This window comes from Vibrio sp. SBT000027 (genome assembly GCF_963894355.1).
Taxonomy (GTDB): domain Bacteria; phylum Pseudomonadota; class Gammaproteobacteria; order Enterobacterales; family Vibrionaceae; genus Vibrio; species Vibrio splendidus.
In genome coordinates, this window is the sequence record NZ_CAWQGD010000003.1 from 257253 (window position 1) to 268202 (window position 10950).

Annotated in this window: 2 protein-coding genes, 2 tRNA genes and 5 rRNA genes; all 9 read left to right on the forward strand. The window is 47.1% G+C overall.

The window, feature by feature from the left end; genetic code table 11:
- Nucleotides 1-7 precede the first annotated feature (7 nt).
- Nucleotides 8-415, forward strand: a complete 408-nt coding sequence (locus AACU28_RS09785; RefSeq protein ID WP_004735357.1) for a VOC family protein — start codon at nucleotides 8-10, stop codon at nucleotides 413-415.
- Nucleotides 416-498: 83 nt separating this feature from the next.
- A complete protein-coding gene (locus AACU28_RS09790; RefSeq protein WP_102453395.1) occupies nucleotides 499-1752 on the forward strand; it encodes an HD-GYP domain-containing protein in 1254 nt (417 codons plus the stop codon).
- Between the two features lie 620 nt (nucleotides 1753-2372).
- Nucleotides 2373-3927, forward strand: a 16S ribosomal RNA gene (locus AACU28_RS09795).
- A 355-nt stretch (nucleotides 3928-4282) separates the two neighbouring features.
- Nucleotides 4283-7175, forward strand: a 23S ribosomal RNA gene (locus AACU28_RS09800).
- Between the two features lie 96 nt (nucleotides 7176-7271).
- Nucleotides 7272-7386: ribosomal RNA gene (gene rrf, locus AACU28_RS09805) — 5S ribosomal RNA — on the forward strand.
- A 426-nt stretch (nucleotides 7387-7812) separates the two neighbouring features.
- Nucleotides 7813-9359, forward strand: a 16S ribosomal RNA gene (locus tag AACU28_RS09810).
- A 66-nt stretch (nucleotides 9360-9425) separates the two neighbouring features.
- A tRNA-Ile gene (locus AACU28_RS09815) sits at nucleotides 9426-9502 on the forward strand.
- 20 nt (nucleotides 9503-9522) lie between these two features.
- Nucleotides 9523-9598, forward strand: a tRNA-Ala gene (locus AACU28_RS09820).
- Nucleotides 9599-9916: 318 nt separating this feature from the next.
- A 23S ribosomal RNA gene (locus tag AACU28_RS09825) occupies nucleotides 9917-10950 on the forward strand; the annotation flags it as partial.

Sequence of the window (10950 nt, forward strand, 5' to 3'; positions counted from 1 at the left end):
GAGATATATGCTGACAGTAACCCCTTACTTGTTTTTTGATGGCCGTTGTAATGAAGCGTTGGATTTTTACCATAAGTGTTTTGGCGGTGTAGTTTTATCTAAACAACTTTTTAGTGACGCGCCACAAGTAATAGAGGGAGCTCAACCTGATTGGATTATGCATGCTGAGTTCGAAGCATTTGGGATGAAGCTGATGATGTCCGATGGTGTTAAAGCCAAGGAGCTTGAAGGGAACAACCTTGCACTCTCGCTTGTTACCGAGGATACCGCGACTCAAGAGCAAATCTTTGAAAATCTGAAGCAAGGTGGGCGAATAATGACACCTTTAGCGGATACGTTTTGGGGAGCTCGGTTTGGCAAAGTGGAAGATAAGTTCGGCATACGTTGGATGGTGCACTGTGATTCTTTAAGTTGAACCTGTGAAATTGGATAGTGAAATTGCTGCTCGGTTTTATTAGAATTATAAATAGAGATTATTGATCAATATTATATATAAAAATGGGCAGCATAAAGATTACCGTAGATCGCATTCAGCCCGGTCTACATGTACGACTCCCAGTAAAATGGAATGAACACCCATTTCTACTTAACAGCTTTAAAATCAAAGATGACGCTCAAGTACAAGTAATTCGACATCTTGGGATTAAGCACGTCTATATAAACCCGAACCAAAGCGATACATCACCTTTACCTGCTAACCATGTGAGTGAACAAGACATTGATACTGATTTACAAGTAAGTCTTGAAGCGGAAAGAATGTGGAAAGATAAGCATGAGCGTATCGAAACTCTAAGCTCTTACCGTCGTAGGGTAAGTCATTGCGAGAAAGAGTTCGAACGTTCGCTTGCCCGAATGCGTTCTGTGATGACCAAAATCCGTAATCGCCCATTAGATGCGGTAGGGGAGGTTAAAGCTCTTGTTGATGATATTGTTGAAACGCTAGTGAGTGACGATAACGTAACCTTGCATCTCATGAATGCAAAAGCTGACTTTGAAGACATTTACTTCCATACATTAAATGTCTCTGTTGTTGCGTTAATGATTGGTAAAGCAAAAGGCTACAATACGCAACAGTTGAAAGACCTTTCATTTGCCGCGTTGTTTCACGATATAGGTAAAATAAAGATACCCGTAGCGATACTAAGAAAGCAGGCAGCTTTGACTGTGCCAGAGGCGAATTATCTCAAACTTCATACTAAGTATGGGGTAGATATAGTCACGGCTATTGAAGGTTTTCCTGACAGTGCGAAGAGAGTTATTGGTCAACATCACGAAATGAATGACGGCTCAGGTTATCCAGAAGGCTTAACTGAAGATGGTATAGATGAGTTTGCAAAAATAGTCGCGGTAGCAAATGCATTTGATAACCTTTGCCACAGTAAAGCGCAATCCCAGCAAAAGATCCCTTACTTAGCACTCTCTCATTTATATAAGAACTGCAAACACCTATATAGTCAGGATAACTTGAGTCTGTTAGTCAAGTTTATGGGAGTCTACCCACCGGGCACTGTCGTGCAGCTTTCAAATGAATCAATTGGAATAGTGATTTCAGTTAATGCCAAACACATGCTTTACCCGAATGTACTGATCTATGATCCTAGCGTGCCAAGAACCCAAGCCCCGATCATTGACCTCTTTACTAAAGAGATAAAAATTGTCAATGCAGTTCATCCAAGTAAGTTACCGGAACAAGTTAGAGAATATCTAAACCCTAGGGCTCGTTTGTCTTACTTTTTTGATAATGGCGAGTAGTTATCCACAGGGTGTTGTGGGTAATTTGTTCGAAACTTGGGTTAAAAGTGGTATAAATAAGCCCTTGGTTGAAATGTCTTCGCTTAACCTCTTTTTTCAATAAAAAACGCATTTAATGCTTGCCAATAAGAGCTGCATCTCTATAATGCCGCCTCACTGACACGGCAGACGCCACAAGGCTTCAGCGCAGAATGTTGGTAAGGCAACTAGCTTAAAGCGTTTAATCGCTTCTACTTTTAAAAAGTAGAAATTAATTCCCAATAAGTGTTTGACACTGAGAATTAAAACGCTAGAATGACCGTCCACTTCGAGAGGCTCCTTACTCAAAAGGAACGCTCAACAAGTGAAGCTCTTTAACAATTTAAACCTATCAATCTGTGTGGGCACTCGTTGATGAATATCAAAGCGTTATTGGTTCTTTTTCGAAAGAGCGTAATAACAGTTACTTCGGTAACAAACTTGATTTCAATGAACTGAGTGACCAATACAAAATTAAGTTTACTTAATTTTGGCACAGTCAATTCATTACCATTCTGTTGGAATGGTAATAGCTTTAAAATTACACTCTTTATTTATAAAGAATAGTTTTGAAGTCAGTATTCGTTGAGTCACAAAATCTTAAATTGAAGAGTTTGATCATGGCTCAGATTGAACGCTGGCGGCAGGCCTAACACATGCAAGTCGAGCGGAAACGACACTAACAATCCTTCGGGTGCGTTAATGGGCGTCGAGCGGCGGACGGGTGAGTAATGCCTAGGAAATTGCCTTGATGTGGGGGATAACCATTGGAAACGATGGCTAATACCGCATAATGCCTACGGGCCAAAGGGGGGGACCTTCGGGCCTCTCGCGTCAAGATATGCCTAGGTGGGATTAGCTAGTTGGTGAGGTAATGGCTCACCAAGGCGACGATCCCTAGCTGGTCTGAGAGGATGATCAGCCACACTGGAACTGAGACACGGTCCAGACTCCTACGGGAGGCAGCAGTGGGGAATATTGCACAATGGGCGAAAGCCTGATGCAGCCATGCCGCGTGTATGAAGAAGGCCTTCGGGTTGTAAAGTACTTTCAGTTGTGAGGAAGGGGGTAACGTTAATAGCGTTATCTCTTGACGTTAGCAACAGAAGAAGCACCGGCTAACTCCGTGCCAGCAGCCGCGGTAATACGGAGGGTGCGAGCGTTAATCGGAATTACTGGGCGTAAAGCGCATGCAGGTGGTTCATTAAGTCAGATGTGAAAGCCCGGGGCTCAACCTCGGAACTGCATTTGAAACTGGTGAACTAGAGTGCTGTAGAGGGGGGTAGAATTTCAGGTGTAGCGGTGAAATGCGTAGAGATCTGAAGGAATACCAGTGGCGAAGGCGGCCCCCTGGACAGACACTGACACTCAGATGCGAAAGCGTGGGGAGCAAACAGGATTAGATACCCTGGTAGTCCACGCCGTAAACGATGTCTACTTGGAGGTTGTGGCCTTGAGCCGTGGCTTTCGGAGCTAACGCGTTAAGTAGACCGCCTGGGGAGTACGGTCGCAAGATTAAAACTCAAATGAATTGACGGGGGCCCGCACAAGCGGTGGAGCATGTGGTTTAATTCGATGCAACGCGAAGAACCTTACCTACTCTTGACATCCAGAGAAGCCAGCGGAGACGCAGGTGTGCCTTCGGGAACTCTGAGACAGGTGCTGCATGGCTGTCGTCAGCTCGTGTTGTGAAATGTTGGGTTAAGTCCCGCAACGAGCGCAACCCTTATCCTTGTTTGCCAGCGAGTAATGTCGGGAACTCCAGGGAGACTGCCGGTGATAAACCGGAGGAAGGTGGGGACGACGTCAAGTCATCATGGCCCTTACGAGTAGGGCTACACACGTGCTACAATGGCGCATACAGAGGGCAGCAAGCTAGCGATAGTGAGCGAATCCCAAAAAGTGCGTCGTAGTCCGGATTGGAGTCTGCAACTCGACTCCATGAAGTCGGAATCGCTAGTAATCGTGAATCAGAATGTCACGGTGAATACGTTCCCGGGCCTTGTACACACCGCCCGTCACACCATGGGAGTGGGCTGCAAAAGAAGTGGGTAGTTTAACCTTTCGGGGAGGACGCTCACCACTTTGTGGTTCATGACTGGGGTGAAGTCGTAACAAGGTAGCCCTAGGGGAACCTGGGGCTGGATCACCTCCTTATACGAAGATAGTCACGATGAGTGTCCACACAGATTGATGGTTTAGATTTAGTTAAAGCCAGAGCTTTAATTAATAACGTAAGTTATTGATTAAAGCTTTTTGCTTTATGCTCTTTAACAATTTGGAAAGCTGACTGATTGATTACTTACGAGTAATTCAATCAAATTTAAAAGTTCTCAATGTTTATCTTTCATTAGATAAACACAACAAACACATTCAAGTGTCTTGTATTCGAATCAAACTTTAGTTTGATTCACAATTGAGTCCGGCAAACAGTTATCAAGAATTAACCCTTCTTGATGACAACCAAAAACCTTGGTTAGTTGCCATACGCTAAGACCCTTTCGGGTTGTATGGTTAAGTGACTAAGCGTACACGGTGGATGCCTTGGCAGTCAGAGGCGATGAAAGGCGTAATAACTTGCGATAAGCCCAGATTAGGTAGTAATAACCTTTTGAGTCTGGGATTCCTGAATGGGGAAACCCACTTGCATAAGCAAGTATCCTGTTGTGAATACATAGCAACAGGAGGCAAACCGGGGGAACTGAAACATCTAAGTACCCCGAGGAAGAGAAATCAACCGAGATTCCGAAAGTAGCGGCGAGCGAAATTGGATTAGCCCTTAAGCTTTTAATGAGACAGATGAAGGCTCTGGAAAGTGCCGCAATAAAGGGTGATAGCCCCGTAATCGACATCTCATAATCAGTGAAAACGAGTAGGGCGGGACACGTGATATCCTGTCTGAATATGGGGGGACCATCCTCCAAGGCTAAATACTACTGACTGACCGATAGTGAACCAGTACCGTGAGGGAAAGGCGAAAAGAACCCCTGTGAGGGGAGTGAAATAGAACCTGAAACCGTGTACGTACAAGCAGTAGGAGCACCTTCGTGGTGTGACTGCGTACCTTTTGTATAATGGGTCAGCGACTTAATTTTAGTAGCAAGGTTAACCGTTTAGGGGAGCCGTAGGGAAACCGAGTCTTAACTGGGCGTACAGTTGCTAGGATTAGACCCGAAACCAGGTGATCTAGCCATGGGCAGGTTGAAGGTTGAGTAACATCAACTGGAGGACCGAACCGACTAATGTTGAAAAATTAGCGGATGACTTGTGGCTAGGGGTGAAAGGCCAATCAAACCTGGAGATAGCTGGTTCTCCCCGAAAGCTATTTAGGTAGCGCCTCGGACGAATACTACTGGGGGTAGAGCACTGTTAAGGCTAGGGGGTCATCCCGACTTACCAACCCTTTGCAAACTCCGAATACCAGTAAGTACTATCCGGGAGACACACGGCGGGTGCTAACGTCCGTCGTGGAGAGGGAAACAACCCAGACCGCCAGCTAAGGTCCCAAAGTATAGCTAAGTGGGAAACGATGTGGGAAGGCTCAGACAGCCAGGATGTTGGCTTAGAAGCAGCCATCATTTAAAGAAAGCGTAATAGCTCACTGGTCGAGTCGGCCTGCGCGGAAGATGTAACGGGGCTAAGCTATACACCGAAGCTGCGGCTACGTACCTTAGGGTATGTGGGGTAGGGGAGCGTTCTGTAAGCCGTTGAAGGTGGTCTGTAAGGGCTGCTGGAGGTATCAGAAGTGCGAATGCTGACATGAGTAACGATAAAGGGAGTGAAAAACTCCCTCGCCGGAAGACCAAGGGTTCCTGTCCAACGTTAATCGGGGCAGGGTAAGTCGACTCCTAAGGCGAGGCCGAAAGGCGTAGTCGATGGGAAACGGGTTAATATTCCCGTACTTCTTACAATTGCGATGGGGGGACGGAGAAGGCTAGGTGGGCCTGGCGACGGTTGTCCAGGTTCAAGTATGTAGGCGGAAAGTTTAGGTAAATCCGGACTTTCTTAACGCTGAGATACGATGTCGAGCTACTACGGTAGTGAAGTCATTGATGCCATGCTTCCAGGAAAAGCCTCTAAGCTTCAGATTGTAAGGAATCGTACCCCAAACCGACACAGGTGGTCGGGTAGAGAATACCAAGGCGCTTGAGAGAACTCGGGTGAAGGAACTAGGCAAAATGGTACCGTAACTTCGGGAGAAGGTACGCTCTTATCAGTGAAGTCCCTTGCGGATGGAGCAGACGAGAGTCGCAGATACCAGGTGGCTGCAACTGTTTATTAAAAACACAGCACTGTGCAAAATCGTAAGATGACGTATACGGTGTGACGCCTGCCCGGTGCCGGAAGGTTAATTGATGGGGTTAGTCTTCGGACGAAGCTCTTGATCGAAGCCCCGGTAAACGGCGGCCGTAACTATAACGGTCCTAAGGTAGCGAAATTCCTTGTCGGGTAAGTTCCGACCTGCACGAATGGCGTAATGATGGCCACGCTGTCTCCACCCGAGACTCAGTGAAATTGAAATCGCTGTGAAGATGCAGTGTACCCGCGGCTAGACGGAAAGACCCCGTGAACCTTTACTACAGCTTGGCACTGAACATTGAACCTACATGTGTAGGATAGGTGGGAGACTATGAAATTGCGTCGCTAGATGTGATGGAGTCGTCCTTGAAATACCACCCTTGTAGTTTTGATGTTCTAACGTCGGTCCCTGAATCGGGATTACGGACAGTGCCTGGTGGGTAGTTTGACTGGGGCGGTCTCCTCCCAAAGAGTAACGGAGGAGCACGAAGGTGGGCTAAACACGGTTGGACATCGTGTGGTTAGTGCAATGGCATAAGCCCGCTTGACTGCGAGAATGACAATTCGAGCAGGTGCGAAAGCAGGTCATAGTGATCCGGTGGTTCTGAATGGAAGGGCCATCGCTCAACGGATAAAAGGTACTCCGGGGATAACAGGCTGATACCGCCCAAGAGTTCATATCGACGGCGGTGTTTGGCACCTCGATGTCGGCTCATCACATCCTGGGGCTGAAGTCGGTCCCAAGGGTATGGCTGTTCGCCATTTAAAGTGGTACGCGAGCTGGGTTTAGAACGTCGTGAGACAGTTCGGTCCCTATCTGCCGTGGGCGTTGGAAAATTGAAAGGGGCTGCTCCTAGTACGAGAGGACCGGAGTGGACGAACCTCTGGTGTTCGGGTTGTCATGCCAATGGCATTGCCCGGTAGCTAAGTTCGGAATCGATAACCGCTGAAAGCATCTAAGCGGGAAGCGAGCCTTGAGATGAGTTTTCCCTGGCACTATAAGTGTCCTAAAGGGTTGTCGTAGACTACGACGTTGATAGGCAGGGTGTGTAAGTGCTGCGAGGCATTGAGCTAACCTGTACTAATTGCCCGTGAGGCTTAACCATACAACACCCAAGGGGTTTTGTGGACTCAGATGTACAGACCTTGAATGCGTTTGAAGAGAAATACTTTTAAATCAGTTTTCCTAATTTTAAAATTTGCTTGGCGACCATAGCATTGTGGACCCACCTGATTCCATGCCGAACTCAGAAGTGAAACACAATAGCGCGATGGTAGTGTGGGGTTTCCCCATGTGAGAGTAGGACATCGCCAGGCTTTAATTTCGACTTTGTCTATTTAATAGACAAGTCACCATAGAGTTCTAAGTTTCTTAGAGTTTTATGTTGACTTTCAAAGTAGAAAGCGTATTATACGCGTCCTGCTTAAGTGCTAAGGCACTGAAAGCGTTCTCTTTTTAGAGAACACGCTCTTTAACAATTTAAACCTATCAATCTGTGTGGGCACTCGTTGATGAATATCAAAACGTTTTATCCTTTGGATAAAACAGTTACTTCGGTAACAAATTTGATTTCAATGAACTGAGTGACCAATACAAAATTAAGTTTACTTAATTTTGGCACAGTCAATTCATTACCATTCTGTTGGAATGGTAATAGCTTTAGAATTACATGTTTCTGTTCTTTTTCGAAAGAGCGGTAAATATTAGTTTTGAAGTCAGTATTCATTGAGTCACAAAATCTTAAATTGAAGAGTTTGATCATGGCTCAGATTGAACGCTGGCGGCAGGCCTAACACATGCAAGTCGAGCGGAAACGACACTAACAATCCTTCGGGTGCGTTAATGGCGTCGAGCGGCGGACGGGTGAGTAATGCCTAGGAAATTGCCTTGATGTGGGGGATAACCATTGGAAACGATGGCTAATACCGCATAATGCCTACGGGCCAAAGAGGGGGACCTTCGGGCCTCTCGCGTCAAGATATGCCTAGGTGGGGATTAGCTAGTTGGTGAGGTAATGGCTCACCAAGGCGACGATCCCTAGCTGGTCTGAGAGGATGATCAGCCACACTGGAACTGAGACACGGTCCAGACTCCTACGGGAGCAGCAGTGGGGAATATTGCACAATGGGCGAAAGCCTGATGCAGCCATGCCGCGTGTATGAAGAAGGCCTTCGGGTTGTAAAGTACTTTCAGTTGTGAGGAAGGGTGTGTAGTTAATAGCTGCGCATCTTGACGTTAGCAACAGAAGAAGCACCGGCTAACTCCGTGCCAGCAGCCGCGGTAATACGGAGGGTGCGAGCGTTAATCGGAATTACTGGGCGTAAAGCGCATGCAGGTGGTTCATTAAGTCAGATGTGAAAGCCCGGGGCTCAACCTCGGAACTGCATTTGAAACTGGTGAACTAGAGTGCTGTAGAGGGGGTAGAATTTCAGGTGTAGCGGTGAAATGCGTAGAGATCTGAAGGAATACCAGTGGCGAAGGCGGCCCCTGGACAGACACTGACACTCAGATGCGAAAGCGTGGGGAGCAAACAGGATTAGATACCCTGGTAGTCCACGCCGTAAACGATGTCTACTTGGAGGTTGTGGCCTTGAGCGTGGCTTTCGGAGCTAACGCGTTAAGTAGACCGCCTGGGGAGTACGGTCGCAAGATTAAAACTCAAATGAATTGACGGGGGCCCGCACAAGCGGTGGAGCATGTGGTTTAATTCGATGCAACGCGAAGAAACCTTACCTACTCTTGACATCCAGAGAAGCCAGCGGAGACGCAGGTGTGCCTTCGGAACTCTGAGACAGGTGCTGCATGGCTGTCGTCAGCTCGTGTTGTGAAATGTTGGGTTAAGTCCGCAACGAGCGCAACCTTATCCTTGTTTGCCAGCGAGTAATGTCGGGAACTCCAGGGAGACTGCCGGTGATAAACCGGAGGAAGGTGGGGACGACGTCAAGTCATCATGGCCCTACGAGTAGGGCTACACACGTGCTACAATGGCGCATACAGAGGGCAGCAAGCTAGCGATAGTGAGCGAATCCCAAAAAGGTGCGTCGTAGTCGGATTGGAGTCTGCAACTCGACTCCATGAAGTCGGAATCGCTAGTAATCGTGAATCAGAATGTCACGGTGAATACGTTCCCGGGCCTTGTACACACCGCCGTCACACCATGGGAGTGGGCTGCAAAGAAGTGGGTAGTTTAACCTTTCGGGGAGGACGCTCACCACTTTGTGGGTTCATGACTGGGGTGAAGTCGTAACAAGGTAGCCCTAGGGGAACCTGGGGCTGGATCACCTCCTTATACGAAGATACCACGATGAGTGTCCACACAGATTGATTAGGTTTAGAAAGTAAAAGAGACGATATTGGGTCTGTAGCTCAGCTGGTTAGAGCGCTCGCCTGATAAGCGGGAGGTCGGTGGTTCGAGTCCACTCAGACCCACCAATATCGACTAGAACAAAGATGGGGCTATAGCTCAGCTGGGAGAGCGCCTGCCTTGCACGCAGGAGGTCTGCGGTTCGATCCCGCATAGCTCCACCATCTTTAAGTGTTTTTATCTGAAAATATTTAAAAATGGTTCATTAGTTTGAATCAAGCTCTTTAACAAATTTGGAAAGCTGACTGATTGATTACTTACGAGTAATTCAATCAAATTTAAAAGTTCTCAATGTTTATCTTTCATTAGATAACACAACAAACACATTCAAGTGTCTTGTATTCGAATCAATGTTACATTGATTCACAATTGAGTCCGGCAAACAGTTATCAAGAATTAACCCTTCTTGATGACAACCAAAAACCTTGGTTAGTTGCCATACGCTTATTTGTCTTCAGTGAAAGCAAATTTTCGGGTTGTATGGTTAAGTGACTAAGCGTACACGGTGGATGCCTTGGCAGTCAGAGGCGATGAAAGGCGTAATAACTTGCGATAAGCCCAGATTAGGTAGTAATAACCTTTTGAGTCTGGGATTCCTGAATGGGGAAACCCACTTGCATAAGCAAGTATCCTGTTGTGAATACATAGCAACAGGAGGCAAACCGGGGAACTGAAACATCTAAGTACCCCGAGGAAGAGAAATCAACCGAGATTCCGAAAGTAGCGGCGAGCGAAATTGGATTAGCCCTTAAGCTTTTAATGATGCAGGTGAAGAGTCTGGAAAGTCTCGCAATAAAGGGTGATAGCCCCGTAACCGACACTCATAATCAGTGAAAACGAGTAGGGCGGACACGTGATATCCTGTCTGAATATGGGGGGACCATCCTCCAAGGCTAAATACTACTGACTGACCGATAGTGAACCAGTACCGTGAGGGAAAGGCGAAAAGAACCCCTGTGAGGGGAGTGAAATAGAACCTGAAACCGTGTACGTACAAGCAGTAGGAGCACCTTCGTGGTGTGACTGCGTACCTTTTGTATAATGGGTCAGCGACTTAATTTTAGTAGCAAGGTTAACCGTTTAGGGAGCCGTAGGGAAACCGAGTCTTAACTGGGCGTACAGTTGCTAGGATTAGACCCGAAACCAGGTGATCTAGCCATGGGCAGGTTGAAGGTTGAGTAACATCAACTGGAGGACCGAACCGACTAATGTTGAAAAATTAGCGGATGACTTGTGGCTAGGGGTGAAAGGCCAATCAAACCTGGAGATAGCTGGTTCTCCCCGAAAGCTATTTAGGTAGCGCCTCGGACGAATACTACTGGGGGTAGAGCACTGTTAAGGCTAGGGGTCATCCCGACTTACCAACCCTTTGCAAACTCCGAATACCAGTAAGTACTATCCGGGAGACACACGGCGGGTGCTAACGTCCGTCGTGGAGAGGGAAACAACCCAGACCGCCAGCTAAGGTCCCAAAGTATAGCTAAGTGGGAAACGATGTGGGAAGGCTCAGACAGCC

What these genes read in the sequence shown, in the direction of transcription:
- AACU28_RS09790 (WP_102453395.1), top strand. Translation starts at nt 499, where the DNA reads ATGGGCAGCATAAAGATTACCGTAGATCGCATTCAGCCCGGTCTACAT.
- AACU28_RS09785 (WP_004735357.1), top strand. Translation starts at nt 8, where the DNA reads ATGCTGACAGTAACCCCTTACTTGTTTTTTGATGGCCGTTGTAATGAA.